This window comes from Fontimonas thermophila, assembly GCF_900113085.1.
Classification (GTDB): Bacteria; Pseudomonadota; Gammaproteobacteria; order Nevskiales; family Nevskiaceae; genus Solimonas; species Solimonas thermophila.
The window spans coordinates 122,377-140,408 of the sequence record NZ_FOOC01000004.1 but is presented as its reverse complement, the minus strand read 5'-3'; the positions used below and the strand labels follow the sequence as shown (position 1 = coordinate 140,408).

The window sequence follows — 18,032 nt, the reverse complement described above, 5'->3', positions numbered from 1 at the left end:
GGCCTTGCTCGCCGGCGCGCGCCGCTTCCACCGCCGCGTTGAGCGCGAGGATGTTGGTCTGGAACGCGATGCCATCGATGACACCGATGATGTCGACGATCTTCTTGCTCGCCTCACTGATCGCGCTCATGGTCGCCACGACGTCACTGACGACGCGGCCACCCTTGCGCGCCACCTCCGAGGCGCCGATGGCGAGTTGGTTGGCTTGACGCGCGTTGTCGGCGTTTTGTTTGACCGTCGAGGTGAGTTCTTCCATCGACGAAGCCGTTTCTTCGAGCGATGCCGCCTGCTGCTCGGTCCGCGCCGACAGATCGGCATTGCCGGATGCGATCTCCTGGGCCGCCGCCCGCACTGATGCCGCTGCCTGCTGAATCTGTCTGACGACGGTGGCCATCGCCTCGATGATCGCGTTGATGCCAGAGCACATCTCTGCGATCGAGCCTTCCTTGCCCTCCAACGGAATGCGCTGCGACAAATCACCCTGGCTGGCTGCGGCGACCACGGCCTGCGTCTGCTCGACGGCCGCCTGTAATTGCCGCGCCGCGCGCACCTGTTCGGTGATATCGGTGGCGTACTTGATCACCTTGTATGGCTTGCCGCCGAGATCGAAGATCGGGTTGTAGGACGCCTGGATCCATACCTCACGTCCGTCCTTGCCGATGCGCCGGTACTGCCCCTGGTCGTATTCACCGCGGCCGAGTTTTTCCCAGAACAGCCGGTACTCGGCGCTGTCGCGCGTTGCGCGATCGACGAACAGGCTGTGATGCCGCCCCTTGATCTCGTCGAGACGGTAACCGACGGTCTTGAGGAAGTTCTCGTTGGCATCGAGGATCGTGCCATCGAGTGCGAATTCGATGACCGCTTGTACCTTGTCGATCGCGGCAAGACGCGCACGCTGGTGAGCCAGTTCGAGCTTGTGCGCGGTGATATCGATGACATGCTCGATGATCCGTGCCAGCGTACCGGAGCGGTCCATGATCGGGGTGCAGAAACTTTCGACCCAGACCTCACCGCCTGCCCCGGTCATCAGGCCGTACTGCCAGCGCACCGGCTCGCCGCGCCCGAGCTTCTCGCGCAGTGCTCGGTACTCTGCCGATTCGCGCGACTCCGGCTTGATGAAGACATCGTGCCGCCGTCCGATGAGATCCTCGGCGGAGCGCCCGAGCAGGCGGCATCCCTCGGAATTGACGTCGAGCAGGATGCCGTCGGCAGCCCATTCGAGTATTGCCAATGCACGCTCGAGCGCTGCGCTGCGTTCGCGCGCAAACGCATGCCGTGCCGCACGGCGGCCATGCGTAGGTGCGGCTGCGAGTGACTTGCCACCTTGGGCCTTCGCGTGCTTTCTCGCTGACGGTTTCATGACTGGCTCCTCATCGTTGTCCGTGGCATCCGGCGGCTCACGCCGCCTGCCCGACCAGTTGCATGTCGGCACTGAGCATCAGGCGCTCGATGTCGAGCAGGATCAGCATGCGCTCGTCGATCGTGCCGATGCCGATGATGTGGCGCGTGTCGATCACCGTTCCGATCTCGGGCGCAGGTCGTACCTGATCGGGCTTGAGCGCGATCACGTCGGAGACGCTGTCCACGACCACGCCGACGATGCGCCGGCCGAGGTTGAGAATGATCATGACGGTGAACGCGTCGTACGCGACGCGCCCGACGCTGAGCTTCATGCGCAGATCGACCACCGGCACAATCGTGCCGCGCAGGTTGATCACACCCTTGATGAAAGCGGGTGCATCGGGAATGCGTGTCACGGTGTCGTAACCACGGATTTCCTGCACCTTGAGAATGTCCACTCCGTATTCCTCGTCACCCAGACGGAAGGTCAGGAATTCGCCGCCAGAGGCGGAGTCCAGCGGCGGTGCGGAGGCTGGCGGTGCGGATCTGACGATGGTGGTGTCCACGCAATGTCTCCTCTGGGATTCAGGCCGCCTGTGCCCGGCTGCCGATGCGCAGGATCTCGGCCACGTCCGTGATCAGCGCCACACGGCCATCGCCGAGAATCGTCGCCCCGGAGATCCCCGGCACGCGGCGGTAGTTGGATTCGATCGACTTGATGACGACTTGCTGCTGGCCGACGAGCTCATCGACGACGGCCGCGATGCGCCGCCCGCCGGATTCGAGCACGACGACGAGACCGTGCGCGGGATCATGCGCGCCCGTGCGCACACCGTAGATCTCGCGCAGCGACACGAGCGGCACGTATTCGTTGCGCAGTTTGATGACGCGGGCGCAGCCGGCCACAGAACGGATCTGACCGGGTGACGGCTGCAGCGACTCCGCGACGCTGGCGAGCGGAATGATGAACACCTCGTCGCCGACGCGCACCGACATACCGTCGAGAATCGCCAGTGTCAGCGGCAGGCGGATGGTGATTCGTGTGCCCCACCCCGCCGTCGATGCCACCTCGATCGTCCCGGAGAGGGCATCGACGTTTTTCTTGACCACGTCCATGCCGACTCCGCGACCGGAAACATCGGTGACGGTCTCGGCGGTCGAGAATCCGGGCTCGAAGATCAGTCGCCAGACCTCCTCGTCACTCATCGTCTCGGCGGCCGCAAGACCGCGCTCCCGGGCCTTGGCGATGATGCGGGTGCGATCGAGACCGCGTCCGTCGTCGGCGACTTCGATGACGATGTGTCCGCCCTGGTGGGCCGCGGACAGACGGATCGTGCCGGTTGCATCCTTGCCGGCAGCGATGCGTTCGGCAGGTCGCTCGATGCCATGGTCGATCGCATTGCGCACGAGATGCGTCAACGGATCGGCGATGCACTCGATCACGCTCTTGTCGAGCTCGGTTGCTTCGCCGACCGTCTGCAAGCGGACCTGCTTGCCGAGCTTGGCGGCGAGATCGCGCACGACGCGTGGAAAGCGGCTGAAGACGAAATCGACCGGCAGCATGCGCGTCGCCATCACCGCTTCCTGGATCTGGCGCGTGTTGCGATCGAGCAGCGCAAGGCCGGCGAGCAGCTTCTCATGCATGACCGGATCGAGCGTGCGCGCGAGCTGCTGCAGCATCGCCTCGGTGATCACGAGCTCGCCGACCAGATTGATCAGGCTGTCGATCTTCTCGGTGGCGACACGGATCGAGCTGGATTCGGTACGCTGCGCGGTCCTGGCGGCTGGCTCTGCCACCGCGCCGTCGGTGGTACGTCCGCCCTCGATCAGCCGCAATGGTTGAGCTTCGGCTGCTTGCCGCCGCGCTGAGGCCGAAGTGTCGGCACAAGCGTCCCCGTCGGCGCGCCAAGGCTCGATGGACAACTCGCATTCGTCCTCGACCCAGGCAAAGACTTCGGCGATCGCCTCCCGGTCGCAGGCGCTACGCAGGACGAGCTCCCAGGCGAGATAGCAGCGCTCAGGATCGGCATCCGCCAGACCCGGCAACCGCGTGGTATCACAGCACACATCCAGCTCGCCGAGCTGGCTCAAGGCGCGCAGGATGCGCAGCGGATCGTTACCGCTGGTGAAAATCTGTGGCTGTGGAACGAAGCGGATGCGCCAGGTGCCGGGTGGTGCCGCTGATGGCGCCGCACGCGGCGGCGTCCCATCATCTGCTGCCGGTGTCGCCAGCAGACGCGTTAGTGCATCGCCGATCTGCTGCACGGCGGCCGGATCGGCAGAGCCACCATCGCGCGCTGCATGCAGCAGCTCGCGCAACACATCCACGGCGCGCAACAGCACGTCGATCTCGGCCCCGCCAACGGGGCGCACACCGGCGCGCATCTCATCGAGCAATGTTTCCAGCAGATGCGTGAATGCCGAGACCTCGTTGAATCCGAACGTCGCCGCCCCGCCCTTGATCGAGTGAGCGGCGCGGAAAATGCCGTTGATCGCCTCCCGGTCCGCCGTCTGCGGCGAAAGCCGCAGCAGCGCGGATTCCATTGCATCCAGCCCTTCGAAGCTTTCTTCGAAGAAGGTTTGGTGGAATCTGGCGAGATCGATGCCCATGCGCGTCAGCCGATGACCTTGTTCACCGTCGCGATGAGCTGATCGGGATTGAACGGCTTGACCAGCCAGCCGGTGGCTCCCGCCTGCTTGCCTTCCTGTTTTTTCTCCGCACCCGATTCGGTCGTGAGCATCAGCAGCGGTGTGAACTTGTATGCCGGCAACTGCCGCAGCGCGCGCACCAGCGCGATACCGTCCATGTTCGGCATGTTGACGTCGCACAGGACAAGGCTGAAGGACTCCTTCTTGGCCATTTCCAGGGCGATGGCGCCGTCCGCAGCCTCGGCGACCTCGAAACCGGCGGATTTGAGCGTGAACGCAACCATTTGTCGCATGGACGCCGAATCATCGACGGCAAGAATGCGTTTCATGACGACTCCGCACTGAGTTGAATCATTCGATCGACGCCGAGCAATGCCGCCGCAGCGCGCAGCTCCGGCGAGGCTGCCTGCCAGCGCGTGGGAAGACCGGCGGCATCACGCTCGCGCCAGAACATGCACAGCAACTGCAAAACCGCGCTGTGAATACGCGATGCCGCCGCGCCGTCGATAACCACTGTTGCGGTCTCACCGACGCGAGCGCGCAGATCGGTGTACACGGCCTGTGCCTGTTCGACTCCGAGATCGGCCGGCAGCACCAGTGGGACATTCCGTTGATCGGTGCGCGCCGCTGTTTTTCTGATCCGCTTGGGCATGCCTGCTCCTCACCAATCACCGGCCGCACCCGCCCTCGACAGCCGATTCATGCTTGGGGATAGCGGCAATCCGCCTTCTATGCCCGAGCAACGAGCCGACGAAGGGTGAACCAGCGGCGAGCGAACGGTCATGTCCTTGTCATGCGACGAAACGCATGTCCTCGATCAGCGAGGCCGGATCGAGCAGGATCAACGGAATGCCATCGCACGTGTAAATGCCGTGTACACGCACCGCGCCGCCATCGGCACCAACTTCTGGCGCCGGCTTGATGGCGGCGTCGATGATCTTGCGCACGTCGGCGACGCGATCGACGAGCAGGCCGAAGCTTTCACCGCGATGCTCGACGACGACGATGCGGGCATCAGCGCCGGGCGTGGATGCCGGCACGCCCAGACGCTGGCGCAGATCGATGACGGTGATCACGTTGCCGCGCAGATTGAGCACGCCCAGCACTGCCTCGGCGACACCCGGCACCGGCTCGATCTGCACGTCGCGCAAAACTTCCTGCACGGACAGGATCGGCAACCCGTAAAGCTGTTCGCCGGCGCCGAAGCACACCCAGCGCGATACCGAATCGCCGCGACGCATGGCCTGGGTAGCTGCGGTGCTCATGGCGATTGCAGCGAGGCCAGTGTGCCGGGCGGCACGACGACGACACCGGATACCGCATCGGCAGCGGCATCGGCCGGTACTTCTTGGCGCTGTTCGTGTGCTTCGCCGAGCACGACGATGACGACACGGCGGTTGCGGTTACGACCCGCCTCGGTGGCGTTGTCGGCAACCGGATGGTATTCGCCCATGCCGACGACGGTCATGCGCCGGGCATCGACCCCCCGGCGCATGAACAAATGCACGACGCTGGCCGCACGCGCCGCGGACAACTCCCAGTTCGATGGAAACTCGCGCGTGGCGATCGGAACGTTGTCGGTATGTCCCTCGATCCGCAATGCGTTCGGAAACGGCGCGAGAATGGCGGCGAGCTGATCGAGCACCGGTTCGGCCTCTGGCGCGACGCGGGCAACCCCGCTGGCGAACAGGATGTCGGTGGCGATTTCGATCTCCAGCCACTGCTCGGTGCGACGCACGATGACCAGCTTCTGGTCGATCAGACCCTGCATCGCCTGCTGCACGGCGGCGGCCATGCGGCGCAGGTTTTCGGTCTGCTGGCGATCGGCCGCCATCTTCTGGACACCGCCCGGCGCGGGCGAATCGCCGCCCATACGCGCACCGGGCAGATCGGAACGCACGCCTTTGCGGTCTTGCTCGAAGCCGCGCAGCATCACCGTCCTGAACAGCGATTCGGTCTGGGCCCCCTTCTCTGGCTTGGGGCCGATCTGGATCGGCTCGAGCGTGCGCGGCGGCCCGCCAAACGCCGCGGACAGCGAATCGGCGAGCACGCGGTATTTGCCTTCGTTCACCGACGACACCGCATACATCACCACGAAAAACGCAAGCAGCAGCGTGATCAGATCGCCATATGGGATCGCCCAGGCTTCGTGGTTGGTGTGCTCCTCGTGTTTGTGCTTGCGGGCCATGTCAGTGCAGATAGCCCTTGAGTTTCGATTCGATGTTGCGCGGGTTCTCCCCCTGGGAGATCGAGATCAGTCCCTCGATCGCCATCTCGCGCAGCCGGGTCTGCTCGGCGATCGCCGCCTTGAGCTTGGCAGAGATCGGCAGAAAGAACAGATTGGCGGAGGCGATTCCGTAAATGGTCGCGGTGAAAGCGGCGGCGATACCCGAACCGAGCTTGCTCGGATCGGCGAGATTCTTCATCACCGCCATCAGGCCGAGCACGGCGCCGATGATGCCCAGCGTCGGCGCATAAATCCCCATGCCTTCAAAGACCTTTGCCCCCTGCTGGTCGAAGTGTTCGCGCGTCTGCAGCTCGACCTCGAGGATGCTGCGGATCGCATCGGGTTCGGCACCATCGACGAGCATCTGCAATCCCTTCTTGAGGAAGGGATCGGTTTCGGATTCCACCGTTGCTTCGAGCGCGAGCAGGCCCTGCTTGCGTGCGATTCCGCTCCATTCGACGATGCGTTCGATCAGGTGCTGGGGATCGTGCTGCGGCGGTTTAAACGCCCAGCGCAAGATCTTCAGCGCGTGCTTGAACGTGGCCATCGGCGTGTGAACCATGATCGCCGCGAGCGTGCCGACGAGCACGATGACGAAAGCCGCGGGATTCAGCAGGCCGGTGACACCGGCGCCCTTGAGGATGCTGCCGCCAACGATGGCGAACAGCGCCAGCACGACGCCGATCAGTGACAGCTTATCCATGCGCCGCCTCCATGCCGGCATCGGTCCGTGGGCGTGGCAGGCGGCAGCGATAGGCCTCGACCAGGCCGGCGAAATCGAGAATCAACGCGATGTGCCCATCCGGCAGCACCGTCGCGCCGGAGATCCCGGGCAGGCCACGCAGCGAGGACCCGAGCGGCTTGATCACGATTTCCTCGCGCCCATGCACCTCGCGCACGACGAAGCCGAAGCGCTCGTCACCGATCTGGGCGACGACGACGTGGCGACGCGTATCACCGCCGCCAGCGCGCAACCACGGGTCGAGATGAACCAGACGCAGGGTATCGCGCCGTGTCAGCACCACGTCCCAGCGATCGAGCTTCTCGATGCGCGCGCAATCGAGCTCGAAGATGTCGAGCACCGGCGCCAGGGGTAGCGCATAGCGGCGACCGTTGGCCGACACCATCAGCGCCGAAAGAATCGCCAGCGTCAGCGGCAGGCGGATGTGGATGGTGGTGCCCTGACTCACGCGCGAGTCGATATGCACCGCCCCGCCGAGCTCCTTGATACGCGACATCACCACATCCATGCCGACACCGCGGCCGGACAGATCGGAAACCTGCTCCTTGGTCGAAAACCCCGGCAGGAAAACGAGCTGCAGGCAGGCCTCCGGCGACAACTGCGCTGCTTCGTCGGCACCGAGCAGGCCTTTTTCGACCGCCTTCGCACGGATCCGCTCCGGATCCATGCCGGCACCGTCGTCGCGCACACTGATCAGGATGTTGTCACCCTGCTGGCGCGCGGCGAGCTGCAGGTGACCGGCAGGTGACTTGCCGCAGCGGACACGTTCTTCGGGCGGCTCGATTCCGTGATCCACGCTGTTGCGCACCATGTGCACCAGAGGATCGACGAGCATCTCCACCAGATTCTTGTCGAGATCGGTATCCTCGCCGACGAGCTCGACCTCGACCTGCTTGCCGAGCGTGCGCGCGAGGTCGCGCGCGATCTTCGGAAAGCGTGCGAAAACCTTGCCGATCGGCTGCATGCGGATCTGCATCACCGCGTTCTGCAGGCCGCGCGTGATGAAATCGAGCTCGCCGACGGCGCGGGCGAGCGCCTGGGGGTCGGCGTTGCGCATGCGCAGATCCTTGAGACGATTGCGCACCAGCACGAGCTCGCCGACCAGGTTCATCATGCGATCCAACCGTGCGGTATCGACGCGCACGGTGGTCTCCGCCGGCGCTGGCCGGCCCACCTCACGGGGATGCGCACCCGGCGCTGGCGCAACCGGCGGTGCGGGCGCAGCGGCTTTCCCAGCCTCTGTCGATACCACACCTGCCCCTGGCGCACCGTTCTTGCCGTGCAACTGATCGAGCAAGGCCTCGAACTCGTCATCGGTGATCGTGGCGCTGGCAGCGGCGCACGGCGCCTGATCCGCTTTCGCCTCCGCCGTGACCGGCGACACTGCCGCGTGCGCCGTCGAAACCGGGGCCGCGGGCGAGGCAGCGACATCGGATGCGGCCGGGACGAGCCGCCGCAGCCGCTGCAGCAACGGTGCCGGCGCATCCGCCAGCGGCGCACCGGCGGCGAGTGCCGACATCATCGCCTGCACCTGGTCGAGCGCCAGCAACACCGCGTCCATCAGCTCGGCATCGACTGCGCGCCGGCCGGCACGCAGCGCATTGAACACGTCTTCGGTGGCATGGCAGATCGCCACCAACGGCTGCAGATCGAGAAAACCAGCGCCGCCCTTGATCGTGTGGAAGGCACGGAAGATCGCGTTGAGCAGGTCGGTGTCCTGTGGCCGGCTCTCCAACGCCACCAACTGGTGACCGAGCGCATCCACCAGCTCACCGGCCTCGGTGAGGAAATCGGCAAGGATGTCGTTATCGGCTCCGCGTTCCATGACGGTCGGGCTCAGAATCCAAGACGGGCCAGCAATTCGTCCGCGTCCTGCTGGCTGGCGGCATCGTCCTTTCCGGGCACTGCCGGGCCGGCCAGCTCGCCGGACTGCGCTTGTATCGGCCGATTCGCCGCGGACTGAAGTCGGTCGACCGGCTGTCCCGGCCCTCCGCTGGAGCGGTGCAGCAGTTCGAGCAGGGCCGTCTCGACCTTGCCGACCAGTGCGATCACGCGCCGGATGATCTGCCCGGAAAGATCCTGGTAGGCCTGCGCCTCGGCCAGTTCCGACAGCGTCGTGCGCAGATGCGCTGCGTGTTGCACAGCCTGGGTGTGCGCGTCGTGCATGCGCCTTCCGACCTCGGCAAGATCGGGCTGCGCCCGCTCCAGTAACGCGGCCGCTGCAGCCAGATGCGCCGCGATTTCCTCGATGCCCCGCACCACCGCGCGTGCGCAATCGACCAGATCGAGGGTGCGGTGTGCGGCCCGTTCGGTCATCTGGACCACGTAGTCGAGCCGGTGGCGGGCGTCCGGAATTTCGTGACCGGCGATCCGCGCCAGACGCTCGTCCATACGCATTTCGACCACGGCCTGATGCAGATCGCGCGTCAGGCGGGCAACCTGCGCGAACAATCCGTCCTGACGTTCGCGCATCAGCGCATCGATTCCGGCTTCGAAGGCCGAATCGTCACCAGACTCGAGCGCGGCGAGCAGCTCGCGCAGCCGATGCGCCATCCGCGCATGGCGAGCGGCCATTTCGGCCGCCATCACGCGGCCTCGGAGACGCGGGCGAAGATGCGATCGAGCTTTTCCTTGAGCGTCTGTGCCGTGAATGGCTTGATGATGTAACCATTCACGCCGGCCTGCGCCGCCTCGATGATCTGCTCGCGCTGTGCCTCGGCAGTGACCATCAACACCGGGATCCGCGCCGTGCGCGCATCGCCACGGATGTTGCGCAAAAGCTCGATGCCGGTCATGCCTGGCATGTTCCAGTCGGTGATGACGAAATCGATACCGCCGGACTGCAGGATCGGCCATGCGGCCTTGCCGTCATCAGCCTCGACGGTGTTGGTGTAGCCCAGATCGGCGAGCTGGTTCTTGACGATGCGTCGCATCGTCGAGAAATCGTCCACGATCAGGATGCGCATGTTCTTGTCCATCGGCTCTCCACTCAGGCCGCAGCCTGCATTTCCTTCCATTCCTTCAACCGCGCCCGCAGGCGCACCAGCGCCTGGCCATGGATCTGGCAGACGCGGCTTTCGCTGACATCGAGCACCTCACCGATCTCGCGCAGGTTCATCTCGTCGTCGTAATACATCGACAAGACCAGACGCTCGCGTTCCGGCAGGCCGGCGATCGCCTCGGCGAGCGCGGCGTGAAACTCGCGGCGCTGCAACGCCTCCAACGGACTGTCGGAAGGGTCGGGCGCATCGAGGGTTTCGTTGCCGTCTTCGCCACCGGCGTCGAGGCTCAGCACCTGGCAACGTGCGCCGTCCTGGATGATTTCGTGGTACTCGCCGAGGCTGATCCCGAGTTTCTCGGCGATCTCGGATTCGCGCGCATCGCGGCCGGTGGCCTGCTCGATCTCGCGGATCGCCTCGGCGACCTCGCGCAGGCGGCGGTGCACGGAGCGCGGCGCCCAGTCGGTCGCGCGCAGCTCGTCGAGCATCGCGCCGCGGATACGGATCCCGGCGTAGGTTTCGAACGAGGCGCCGCGGTCGCCGCTGTAATGACGTGCGGCCTCGATCAGGCCGATGATCCCTGCCTGGATCAAATCATCGATCTCGACGCTCGACGGCAGGCGTGCAGCGAGATGGTGCGCGATACGGCGCACCAGATCGGCATGACGGCGCACCAGCTCGGTTTCGTCCGGTACCACGGCAGACCCGGCATTCGGCGCGCTCGCGGCATATTCGGGCCGTGGCGTGGGCGATCTCATGCAGATGCCTCCGCGTTTTTGTTGACGAGTCGCTCGACGAAGAATTCGAGATTGCCGCGCGCACCTTCCGGCAAGGACCAGGCCGTCGCCTTCTTGGCCAGCGCGCGATAGGCCTGGGCGCTGGGCGCGCTCGGATATGCCTCGACGACGGCGCGCTGCCGGCGCACGGCGCGGCGCAACCATTCGTCGAAAGGAATCGTGCCGACGTGATGCAGCGTGACGTCGAGGAAGCGCTCGGCGACACGGCGCAGGTTCTCGAAGATCTCCTTGGCCTCGTTCGGGCTGTGCGTCTGGTTGGTCAGCACCTGCACGCGCTTGAGGCCGTGCTCGCGGTTGAGCACTTTGATCAGTGCGTAGGCATCGGTCAGCGATTGCGGATCGTTGGCGATGACGACGATGACCTCCTGGGAAGCCTGCGTGAACGTGATGACGCTGTCGGCGATGCCGGCGGCGGTATCGACGATCAAGACATCGAGCGGGCGGTGCAGATCCGAGAATGCACGCACGAGCCCCGCATGCTCGGCCTTGGACAGCTCGGCCATGTTGCGTTTGCCGCTGGATGCCGGCACGACGAGGACACCGGCCGGACCTTCGATCAGCGTGTCCTCGAGCGTGCAACTGCCGTCGAGCACGTGGGAGAGGTTGTAGGTCGGCTGCAGGCCGAGCATGACATCGACATTGGCCAGACCCAGATCACCGTCGAGCAGCATGACCTGACGTCCGTCCAGCGCCATCGACACGGCGAGGTTCACCGAAGTCGAGGTCTTGCCCACCCCGCCCTTGCCGCTGGTCACGGCGATCACCTGCACCGGCTTTTGTGCGCGCAGCCGGCGCAATCCGGCGGCCTGACGGCCCGCTAGCGATTCATGCGCCTGCATGGAGCGCTCCGAATTGCAGGGCCAGCGTACTGTCGTGGATCGTCGCCGGCGCCTGCCGCGCAAGCTGCATCGCCCGCAGTACGAGCTGGTCGGCACGCGCCTGCTGGAGATCCTCCGGCACGCGCTGGCCGTCGCAGAGGTAGCACACGGTCAGACGGTGCCGGATCACCGCCGACAAGGCGCTGCCGATGCGGGTCGCTTCGTCCAGTTTGGTGAGCACGCAAGCCTGCGGCTGTGCTGCGGCGAAGCGGCGCAGGATGTCTTCCTGATCGGCGGCCTGGGTCGTCGCCGACAGCACGAGCCAGTTGCGGATCGGCCGGCGCGCGGCCTTGAGCTCGGCAAACTGGGCGGCGAGCTTCTGGTCGCGCGCCGCCGTGCCGGCGGTGTCGATCAGCACCAATTTGCGATCGGCCAGTCGCGCCAGCACCTCGCGCAGCTCGCTGGCGTTAGCGGCCGTCTGTACCGGTGCGCCGAGCAGACGGCCGTAGGTGAACAACTGCTCCTGGGCGCCGACGCGGTAATGATCGGTGGTCACCAGAGCCAGATCGCGTGTGCCGTGCCGGGCGGCGAAGCGCGCGGCGAGCTTGGCGATCGTCGTCGTCTTGCCGACGCCCGTGGGCCCGAGCAAGGCGATGATGCCGCCTTCGAGGATGAGATCGTGCTTGGCCACCGGCAGGCGGCGCGACAGCAGGCCGAGCGGCAGAAATCGCGCCCGCTCGGCATCGACGTTGTGCGGCAGTGCATCGACGATCTCGCGCGCAAGCCCGGCGTCGAGACCCAAGTCGGTCATCGCGCGCAGGGCTGCCATGCGCTCGGGCTGGCGCTCGGAAAGATCGCGCCAGATCAATCCGGCCATTTGTTGTTCGAGCATGCGACGCATGCCGCCCAGCTCGCTACGCAGTTGCTGGATCGCCGGTGGCGGCAACGTCAGCGCGCCATCCGCCGTAGCGGCCTGTGGCGATGGTGCCGCATGCAAAACACGCTGTGCCGCGCCGTCATCCGCTGCGTCAGGCGCGGATCGTTGTGCAGCGCTCACCGCGGACTGCTCGGCCTTGCGTTCCTCGCGCCGTGCCGCGGCACGCATCAAGGATTCGTCGTAATCGGTGGCGGCGACGACTTCCACACCGCCGCCGACGCGACGGTTGGACAGGATCACCGCGTCCGGGCCCTGCTCCTCACGGACCATGCGGATGGCCTCGCGCATGCTGCCCGCCAGAAACCGTTTGATCTTCATCTCGACTCCATGCTCCTTGTTGCGTCCTGCCGCCTCTGAGCCATCACCTCACGCCACCGCACCGACCATGCGCAGGCGCTTGCCGTCCGGCACCTCGTCGTAAGCCAGTACGTGCAGTCCCGGAATGGTCTGGCGCACGAACCGCGCGAGCAGCGGCCGAAGCGCCGGCGCCACCAGCAACACCGCCGGCTGACCCTGCGCTTCCTGCCGTCGCGTCTGCTCGGCGAGCGAACGGTGGATGCGCTCGGCCAGGCCCGGCTCGATCACAGCACCGCCGCTCTTGAGGCTGTCCTGCAACACCTGTTCCAGCGCGCCGGACAGCGTGATCACCGGCAGCTCGGGTTCCATACCGTTGATTTCCTGGACGATCTGGCGCCCGAGCGCGACACGCACGAAACCCGAGAGAACGACGGGATCCTGACTGCGGCCGGCACACTCGGCGAGCGTTTCGGCGATCACGCGCAGGTTGCGGATCGGCACGCGTTCGGCGAGCAGGTTCTGCAGCACTTTCACGAATACGGACAGCGGCAGCAGTTTGGGCACGAGGTCCTCGACCAGCTTCGGAGCCTGCTTGGCGAGCTGGTTGAGCAGGGCCTGCGCCTCGTCGTGACCGAGCAACTCGTGCGCATGCATCTTGATCACATGCGCCAGATGCGTGGCGATGACGGTCGCGCAATCGACGACGGTGTAGCCCATCGCCTGCGCGTGCTCACGGGCGCCCTTGTCGATCCACACCGCATCGAGCCCGAATGCGGGATCTTTGGTCGCGATGCCCTCGACGCTGCCGAAGACCCGGCCCGGATTGAGCGCGAGCTCGCGGTCCGGATAGACCTGACCCTCGGCCACCGGCACACCGTGCACGAGCAGGCGGTAGGCGGTCGGCTGCAATTGCAGGTTGTCGCGGATATGTACGGGCGGAACCAGAAAACCCAGTTCCTGGGTCAGTTTCTTGCGCACGCCCTTGATGCGCGCCATCAGTTCGCCGCCCTGGCGCGCATCGACCATCGGGATCAGCCGGAAGCCCACCTCGAGCCCGAGCACGTCTTCACCCGGCACATCGTCCCAGGACAGCTCGGCCGGAGCCGGTGCCGGCGACGCCGGTTGTGCCGGCTGCTCGGCGGCACGGCGCGCGCGGCGCGCAACCCACCAGGCGGCGGTGGCGCTGACCAGCGCGAGCAGCAGAAAAGCGAAATTGGGCATGCCGGGAATCAGGCCGACCAGGCCGAGCACGCCTGCCGTGACCACGAGCACCCGCGGTTGACTGAACAACTGCGTGACAACCTGGCGCGACATATCGGCCTGGCGCGACATGCGCGTGACCAACACCGCGACCGAGGTCGATAGCAACAGCGCCGGCACCTGGGCAACCAGACCGTCGCCGATCGTCAGCAGCGTGTAGGTGCGCAGCGCATCGGCAAAGGCCATGTCGTGCTGCAGCGTCCCGATCAGCAGACCACCGACGATGTTGATCACCAGGATCAGGATGCCGGCGATGGCATCGCCACGGACGAACTTGCTGGCGCCGTCCATCGACCCGTAGAAGTCGGCCTCCGCGCGCACCTCCTCGCGTCGTGCCCTGGCTTCGTCGCGCGTCAGGATTCCGGCGTTGAGATCGGCATCGATGGCCATCTGCCGGCCGGGCAAGGCGTCGAGCACAAAGCGTGCGGACACCTCGGAAACACGCTCGGCGCCCTTGGTGACGACCATGAAATTGACGATGGTCAGAATGATGAAGACGACCAGACCGACGGCGTAATTGCCGCCGATCACGAACTCGCCGAACGCCTCGATCACCCGGCCCGCGGCATCCGTGCCCTGATGACCGTGCAATAGCACGACACGCGTCGATGCGACATTGAGCGCAAGACGCAACAGGGTCGCGAACAGCAGAATCGTCGGAAAGGCGCTGAAATCCAGCGGCCGCAGCACGTAGATGACGGCGAGCAGGATCGCGATCGACAGCGTGATGTTCATCGTGAACATCAGGTCGAGCACCGCCGGCGCCAGCGGCACGACCATCATCGCCAGAATCGTCAGCAGCAGCAGCGGCGCGGCCAGTCCGGCGCGGTTCAGGTCGCGCAATCGGGGCATGAGATCGTTGAGGGTCATGAGCAGCCGCGTGCAAGGCCCGTGCCTTGCGCCCCGGTCCAGCGCCGCGCAGGTGACACACCGCCGCCCGGCTGCGGTCAGGCCGCGTCGTCGGCCTCGCCGCCGGGCACGTCGCCGATGACCGGTGGTGCGGGCGGCCTGCCGGCAGGCCCGGTCTGGCTGCGCCAGTTGCGCAACTGGTAGATGTAAGTCAGCACCTGGGCAACGGCGGCGTAGAGATTCGCCGGAATTTCGTCACCGAGCCGGGTACTGCGATAGAGCGCCCGCGCCAGCGGCGGCGCCGAGACGATCGGCACCTTGTGGCGTCCGGCCAGTTCGCGAATCGTCAGCGCAATCAGATCGACCCCTTTGGCGACGACCCTGGGAGCGCGCATGCGGCCGGATTCGTACTTGAGCGCCACGGCGTAATGCGAAGGATTGACGACGACCACATCGGCCGTCGGCACCGCGTCCATCATGCGCCGCTGCGCCACCTCCTGCTGCAGACGGCGTAACCGCCCTTTGACTTCCGGACTGCCCTCGGCTTCTTTGTACTCCTGCCGCACTTCCTGCCTGGTCATGCGCAGCCGGCGCGCGTATGACCACAACTGATGCGGAGCATCGATCGCCGCGATCAGCAGCAAGCCCGCACCGAGCCAGGCCAGGGCGCCGAGCGCCAGACCAAGACCGTGCGCGATCGCAGATTCCGTCGCCTCGCGGCCGAGCACCATCAAATGATCGAGATGCGTGTACACATACACGGCTGCGATCGCGCCGAGCAGACCGGCCTTGAGCACGGTCTTGAGCAGCTCGACCAGGCTTGCACCCGAAAACATGCGCCCCAGCCCCTTGAGTGGATCGATGCGGCCGAACCGCGGCGTAAGTGCCTGCAGCGAAAAATTCCAGCCGCCGAGCACCAGCGGCGCAATCACGCCGGCGGCGAAGCCGGCCACGAGCAGGGGCAGCGCGATGCTAAAACCATCCCGTAACAGCGTCGCCAAATGCGCGATCATCCCGTCCGGATGTTCGAGGATGGCCGGATCCGGCGACAGCGCACGCTGCATCCACCGCGCCGCGCCATGGGCGATGGCATTGCCCAGCAGCATCAGCGTCAGCACACCGGCGCCGACGACGATCAGCGAAGCGAGCTCGCGCGAACGCGGCAGCTCGCCGCGCTTGCGCGCATCGCGCAGCCGCTTGGGCGTCGCGCGTTCGGTACGGTCCTGGCCACCCGTCTCGGCCATCGGCTAGGGATGTGCGCCGAGCAATTGCCCGAGCAGCAACCAGGCCTGCTCGAACAGCGCTGCGACGTTTTCCTGAAAAGCCGGCAGTCCGGCGCGCACCAGCACCAGGCCCGCTACCAGCGTCACCGGGAAGCCGACGGCGAACAGGTTGAGCGTCGGCGCGCTGCGGCTGATCACGCCCATAGCCAGATTCACGATCAGCAGCGCGATGACCACCGGCAGAGCCAGCCGCAAGCCGCCGACGAACATCCATCCGGCAAAGCGCAGCACGTATCCGGCATCACCGGCATCCCAGCCGATGCCACCGACGGGCAGCCATGTGAACGAACGCACGATCAGTTCGATGAGCATCCAGTGCCCGCCGAGGACGAGAAACAGCAGGCTTGCCATCAGGGTCAGAAACTGACCGAGCACCGGCGTGCTGGTCCCGCGCAGGGGATCGGCGAGCTGCGCAAAACTCAGGCCCATGCCGAATGCGATCAGCTCGGCGCCGAGCACGACGGCTTCGAACACGAGCACCAGCACGAAGCCGATCGCCACCCCGATGACGATTTGCTCGACGAGGATGCGCAGCCACGGTGCCGAGAATGCCTCCACCGGCGCCGGCGTCGGCAGCAGCGGCGCCACGATCAGGGTCAGCAGCAGCGCAAGCAGCACGCGGATGCGCGGCGCGATACTGCGCGCGCCGAGCACCGGCGCGATCGTGAACACGGCGCCGATGCGCACGAACACCCAGAGATACTGCTGCATCCAGGCGATCAATTGTGCTTCGGAAAATGACATGGGCGCGCCCTAACCCAGCAGGCCCGGAATGCCCTCGATCAACCGCCGGGTGTATTCGGTGAGCAAGCGCAGCATCCACGGTCCGGCGGCGATGCAGACCACCGCCATCGCCAGCAGCTTGGGGATGAAACTCAGGGTCATCTCGTTGATCTGGGTCGCGGCCTGAAACACGCCGACGACGACGCCGACGACGAGCGCGGTCAGCAGCAGGGGGGCGCCGAGCAGAATGCCCAGGGCCAGGGCGTCGCGCCCGATCGTCAGCACGTCTTCCGGACTCATGCGCCAGACGCCCGGAACGAAGCCGCGAGCATGCCCGTCACCAGCGACCAGCCATCGACGAGCACGAACAGCATCAGCTTGAACGGCAGCGAGATCAGCATCGGCGAGAGCATCATCATGCCCATGCTCATCAACACGCTCGCCACGACCATGTCGATGATCACGAATGGAATGAACAGCAGAAAACCGATCTGGAACGCGGTCGTCAGCTCGGACGTCAGAAACGCCGCGGCGAGCACGGCAAACGGAATCTGCTCGGCGGAGGCGTAACGGCCATCGCCCGCGATGCGCGCAAACGTCAGCAAGTCGGTTTCACGCGTCTGCGCGAGCATGAAGGCCCGCATCGGCCGCACTGCCGCCTGCAGTGCCGGCTCGAAGGCGAGCTCGCCTGCCATATAGGGCTGCACCGCATCGGTATAAACCCGCTCGATGACCGGCGACATCACGAAAAAAGTCAGGAACAGCGACAAACCGATCAGCACCTGGTTGGTTGGCGTCTGCCCAGTACCCAAGGCCTGACGCAGCAAACCGAGCACGATGACGATACGCGTAAAAGCGGTCATCGACAGCAGTGCCGCCGGCAGCAGCGTCAATGCCGTCATCAGCAGCAGCACCTGAATACTCAGGCTGTATTCGGTGCCACCACCGGCGACCGGCGTTGCGGTCACCGCCGGCAGCGCGGGTGCGGCCCAGACCGGCATCCAGAGGCTCATCAGCGCGAACGCGGCCCACCATCGGCCGCCGCGGCCCGGCCGCCGGCGCGCGCCCGATGGGCTGTCCGATCGCAGGCACATGCCGTATCGCGGATCA

19 protein-coding genes are annotated in these 18,032 nt (G+C 65.8%); all 19 read right to left on the bottom strand.

Translation table 11 applies throughout. The features are described 5' to 3' along the window. Window positions 1–1,360: methyl-accepting chemotaxis protein (locus BMZ48_RS12980; protein WP_159431096.1), on the bottom strand; the 1,360-nt coding region annotated here is incomplete at its 3' end. 37 nt (window positions 1,361–1,397) lie between these two features. Beyond that, window positions 1,398–1,859: a chemotaxis protein CheW gene (locus tag BMZ48_RS05455; RefSeq protein WP_091532989.1), complete on the bottom strand. Its 462-nt coding sequence runs from the start codon at window positions 1,857–1,859 to the stop codon at window positions 1,398–1,400. A gap of 67 nt (window positions 1,860–1,926) precedes the next feature. After that, window positions 1,927–3,951 carry a chemotaxis protein CheA gene (locus BMZ48_RS05450; RefSeq protein WP_091532720.1) on the bottom strand — a complete coding sequence of 675 codons (2,025 nt, stop codon included), beginning with the start codon at window positions 3,949–3,951 and terminating at the stop codon, window positions 1,927–1,929. Between the two features lie 5 nt (window positions 3,952–3,956). After that, entirely contained in the window at window positions 3,957–4,319 is a 363-nt protein-coding gene (locus BMZ48_RS05445) for a response regulator (protein WP_091532718.1), read from the bottom strand. Further along, complete coding sequence (locus BMZ48_RS05440; protein WP_091532715.1) at window positions 4,316–4,642, bottom strand: STAS domain-containing protein; 327 nt, start codon at window positions 4,640–4,642, stop codon at window positions 4,316–4,318. Before BMZ48_RS05440 ends, BMZ48_RS05445 begins: the two co-directional genes overlap by 4 nt. 139 nt (window positions 4,643–4,781) lie before the next feature. Further along, window positions 4,782–5,255: a chemotaxis protein CheW gene (locus BMZ48_RS05435; protein ID WP_091532713.1), complete on the bottom strand. Its 474-nt coding sequence runs from the start codon at window positions 5,253–5,255 to the stop codon at window positions 4,782–4,784. After that, window positions 5,252–6,178 (bottom strand): flagellar motor protein MotD, encoded by a 927-nt coding sequence (motD, locus tag BMZ48_RS05430; RefSeq protein WP_091532711.1) that lies wholly within the window; start codon window positions 6,176–6,178, stop codon window positions 5,252–5,254. Before motD ends, BMZ48_RS05435 begins: the two co-directional genes overlap by 4 nt. A 1-nt stretch (window position 6,179) precedes the next feature. Next, on the bottom strand, window positions 6,180–6,920 hold the full coding sequence (locus BMZ48_RS05425; RefSeq protein ID WP_091532709.1) for a flagellar motor protein: 741 nt from the start codon (window positions 6,918–6,920) through the stop codon (window positions 6,180–6,182). Continuing rightward, window positions 6,913–8,784, bottom strand: coding sequence for a chemotaxis protein CheA (locus tag BMZ48_RS05420; protein ID WP_091532707.1), 1,872 nt, complete (start codon window positions 8,782–8,784; stop codon window positions 6,913–6,915). Before BMZ48_RS05420 ends, BMZ48_RS05425 begins: the two co-directional genes overlap by 8 nt. 11 nt (window positions 8,785–8,795) lie before the next feature. Then, window positions 8,796–9,533: a protein phosphatase CheZ gene (locus BMZ48_RS05415; RefSeq protein WP_234981533.1), complete on the bottom strand. Its 738-nt coding sequence runs from the start codon at window positions 9,531–9,533 to the stop codon at window positions 8,796–8,798. Window positions 9,534–9,544: 11 nt separating this feature from the next. Beyond that, entirely contained in the window at window positions 9,545–9,937 is a 393-nt protein-coding gene (locus BMZ48_RS05410; RefSeq protein WP_091532703.1) for a chemotaxis response regulator CheY, read from the bottom strand. Window positions 9,938–9,948: 11 nt separating this feature from the next. Then, window positions 9,949–10,716 carry an RNA polymerase sigma factor FliA gene (locus tag BMZ48_RS05405; RefSeq protein ID WP_091532701.1) on the bottom strand — a complete coding sequence of 256 codons (768 nt, stop codon included), beginning with the start codon at window positions 10,714–10,716 and terminating at the stop codon, window positions 9,949–9,951. Beyond that, window positions 10,713–11,594 (bottom strand): MinD/ParA family protein, encoded by an 882-nt coding sequence (locus BMZ48_RS05400; RefSeq protein WP_091532699.1) that lies wholly within the window; start codon window positions 11,592–11,594, stop codon window positions 10,713–10,715. Before BMZ48_RS05400 ends, BMZ48_RS05405 begins: the two co-directional genes overlap by 4 nt. Further along, on the bottom strand, window positions 11,581–12,828 hold the full coding sequence (gene flhF, locus BMZ48_RS05395) for a flagellar biosynthesis GTPase FlhF (protein ID WP_091532697.1): 1,248 nt from the start codon (window positions 12,826–12,828) through the stop codon (window positions 11,581–11,583). The genes BMZ48_RS05400 and flhF overlap by 14 nt, the downstream gene beginning before the upstream one ends. Window positions 12,829–12,876: 48 nt before the next feature. Next, the gene (gene flhA / locus BMZ48_RS05390) at window positions 12,877–14,937 is read right to left on the bottom strand and encodes a flagellar biosynthesis protein FlhA (protein WP_091532695.1); all 2,061 of its coding nucleotides are present in this window, start codon (window positions 14,935–14,937) and stop codon (window positions 12,877–12,879) included. A gap of 77 nt (window positions 14,938–15,014) precedes the next feature. Beyond that, complete coding sequence (flhB, locus tag BMZ48_RS05385) at window positions 15,015–16,160, bottom strand: flagellar biosynthesis protein FlhB (RefSeq protein WP_091532693.1); 1,146 nt, start codon at window positions 16,158–16,160, stop codon at window positions 15,015–15,017. A gap of 3 nt (window positions 16,161–16,163) precedes the next feature. Further along, on the bottom strand, window positions 16,164–16,943 hold the full coding sequence (fliR, locus tag BMZ48_RS05380) for a flagellar biosynthetic protein FliR (protein ID WP_091532691.1): 780 nt from the start codon (window positions 16,941–16,943) through the stop codon (window positions 16,164–16,166). 9 nt (window positions 16,944–16,952) lie between these two features. Then, window positions 16,953–17,222 carry a flagellar biosynthesis protein FliQ gene (gene fliQ / locus BMZ48_RS05375; protein WP_091532689.1) on the bottom strand — a complete coding sequence of 90 codons (270 nt, stop codon included), beginning with the start codon at window positions 17,220–17,222 and terminating at the stop codon, window positions 16,953–16,955. Next, the gene (fliP, locus tag BMZ48_RS05370; RefSeq protein ID WP_091532987.1) at window positions 17,219–17,935 is read right to left on the bottom strand and encodes a flagellar type III secretion system pore protein FliP; all 717 of its coding nucleotides are present in this window, start codon (window positions 17,933–17,935) and stop codon (window positions 17,219–17,221) included. The genes fliQ and fliP overlap by 4 nt, the downstream gene beginning before the upstream one ends. Between the last annotated feature and the right edge of the window lie 97 nt (window positions 17,936–18,032).

What these genes read in the sequence shown, in the direction of transcription:
- BMZ48_RS05445 (WP_091532718.1), bottom strand. Translation starts at nt 4,319, where the DNA reads ATGAAACGCATTCTTGCCGTCGATGATTCGGCGTCCATGCGACAAATG.
- BMZ48_RS05410 (WP_091532703.1), bottom strand. Translation starts at nt 9,937, where the DNA reads ATGGACAAGAACATGCGCATCCTGATCGTGGACGATTTCTCGACGATG.
- BMZ48_RS05450 (WP_091532720.1), bottom strand. Translation starts at nt 3,951, where the DNA reads ATGGGCATCGATCTCGCCAGATTCCACCAAACCTTCTTCGAAGAAAGC.
- flhF (WP_091532697.1), bottom strand. Translation starts at nt 12,828, where the DNA reads ATGAAGATCAAACGGTTTCTGGCGGGCAGCATGCGCGAGGCCATCCGC.
- BMZ48_RS05415 (WP_234981533.1), bottom strand. Translation starts at nt 9,533, where the DNA reads ATGGCCGCTCGCCATGCGCGGATGGCGCATCGGCTGCGCGAGCTGCTC.
- flhB (WP_091532693.1), bottom strand. Translation starts at nt 16,160, where the DNA reads ATGGCCGAGACGGGTGGCCAGGACCGTACCGAACGCGCGACGCCCAAG.
- BMZ48_RS05420 (WP_091532707.1), bottom strand. Translation starts at nt 8,784, where the DNA reads ATGGAACGCGGAGCCGATAACGACATCCTTGCCGATTTCCTCACCGAG.
- BMZ48_RS05405 (WP_091532701.1), bottom strand. Translation starts at nt 10,716, where the DNA reads ATGAGATCGCCCACGCCACGGCCCGAATATGCCGCGAGCGCGCCGAAT.
- BMZ48_RS05435 (WP_091532713.1), bottom strand. Translation starts at nt 5,255, where the DNA reads ATGAGCACCGCAGCTACCCAGGCCATGCGTCGCGGCGATTCGGTATCG.
- fliR (WP_091532691.1), bottom strand. Translation starts at nt 16,943, where the DNA reads ATGTCATTTTCCGAAGCACAATTGATCGCCTGGATGCAGCAGTATCTC.
- fliQ (WP_091532689.1), bottom strand. Translation starts at nt 17,222, where the DNA reads ATGAGTCCGGAAGACGTGCTGACGATCGGGCGCGACGCCCTGGCCCTG.
- flhA (WP_091532695.1), bottom strand. Translation starts at nt 14,937, where the DNA reads ATGACCCTCAACGATCTCATGCCCCGATTGCGCGACCTGAACCGCGCC.
- fliP (WP_091532987.1), bottom strand. Translation starts at nt 17,935, where the DNA reads ATGAGCCTCTGGATGCCGGTCTGGGCCGCACCCGCGCTGCCGGCGGTG.
- BMZ48_RS05400 (WP_091532699.1), bottom strand. Translation starts at nt 11,594, where the DNA reads ATGCAGGCGCATGAATCGCTAGCGGGCCGTCAGGCCGCCGGATTGCGC.
- motD (WP_091532711.1), bottom strand. Translation starts at nt 6,178, where the DNA reads ATGGCCCGCAAGCACAAACACGAGGAGCACACCAACCACGAAGCCTGG.
- BMZ48_RS05425 (WP_091532709.1), bottom strand. Translation starts at nt 6,920, where the DNA reads ATGGATAAGCTGTCACTGATCGGCGTCGTGCTGGCGCTGTTCGCCATC.
- BMZ48_RS05440 (WP_091532715.1), bottom strand. Translation starts at nt 4,642, where the DNA reads ATGCCCAAGCGGATCAGAAAAACAGCGGCGCGCACCGATCAACGGAAT.